The following is a 512-nucleotide window of genomic DNA, read 5'->3' on the forward strand; positions in this document are numbered from 1 at the left end:
CCGCCCCAGGTGTGGGCGACCGGTGAGCCGGCGTTCGCGTAGACCCGGCCCACGGCACGCACCGTCCCGCCGGCATCCAGCCCGAGGGCGGTGCACTCAGCGGGGTCGTTGGCAGGGTCGTCGAACGCCTCCGCCAGATCCGCCGTCGTCTCGGTCCAGACCGGTTTGTCCACCGCGGCCATCCGCTGGATCAACCGGCGCCAGCCCTCGATGTCCGAGGCGGACATGGGACGCCAGCGCAGGGCTCCGCCGGGAACGACCGGCAGGTCGGAATTGGTCATTGCCTCAGCTTAGGGCAGCGGCATACGTGCCGGTAGGCAGCTGCAGCCGAAGCCCGCACCATGCGGCGTGCCGTTCGTCGTGCGTCACCATGACCACTGCCTTGCCTGCGAGCCCGCGGCGCAGGTCGGCCAGCAACGCGTCCCCGGCGTCGCGGTCCAGGTGCGCGGCCGGTTCGTCGAGCAGCACCACATCTGAGTCGGCCAGCAGCGCCCTGGCCACGGCGAGCCGCT

General features: G+C 72.1%; 2 pseudogenes. Both read right to left on the bottom strand.

What is annotated here, in order from left to right:
- Positions 1-281, bottom strand: a pseudogene (locus tag AC5RUJ_RS18210) (GNAT family N-acetyltransferase); the annotation flags it as partial.
- A 4-nt stretch (positions 282-285) separates the two neighbouring features.
- Positions 286-512: pseudogene (locus AC5RUJ_RS18215) on the bottom strand (hypothetical protein); the annotation flags it as partial.

It is taken from the genome of Arthrobacter sp. Y3223164, from assembly GCF_059091005.1.